This window comes from Myroides injenensis M09-0166 (assembly GCF_000246945.1).
GTDB lineage: Bacteria > Bacteroidota > Bacteroidia > Flavobacteriales > Flavobacteriaceae > Flavobacterium > Flavobacterium injenense.
Genome location: NZ_BAEX01000189.1, coordinates 1 through 425 on the forward strand (window position 1 = coordinate 1; position 425 = coordinate 425).

Sequence of the window (425 nt, forward strand, 5' to 3'; positions counted from 1 at the left end):
TTTAGGAATAGATGGCAAATGAAGATAATCGTACGATAGATTTTCAGTTTTTAAAAGGAATCGAAGACCGTAAACCGTGTGTTTAAAATACGATTGAGAAGGAGAATTGGAACGTTGTTGTAGTTCAAAAAGATAATCTTTAACCTGTTCGGGATCTAATTCGGTAGGTAAACAGCCAAAATGAAGTGCCATGGCAGCTACATGGCGTGAATAATTATCGAACGTGCGTTTACTTCGACCTAGAATAGAAATATTTCGTTCGAATCGTTGCAGAAGTTCAGAGAAACCATTAATTTCACTACAAGCGCGATTCAGGTATTTGTTTGCTCTTAACTCCTCTGGAGATTTTTTTTAGTTACCATAATTTTGAATTTTAATACCCTAAATATATGATTTCTAATGGAAAAGCTACCGAAGGTTTAGTT

At 34.8% G+C, this 425-nt stretch carries 1 protein-coding gene; it reads right to left on the reverse strand.

Annotated features, from left to right (window positions below):
- A partial coding sequence (locus RH98_RS15090; protein ID WP_036496139.1) for a phage integrase N-terminal SAM-like domain-containing protein occupies positions 1-315 on the reverse strand: 315 nt, incomplete at its 3' end.
- Between the last annotated feature and the right edge of the window lie 110 nt (positions 316-425).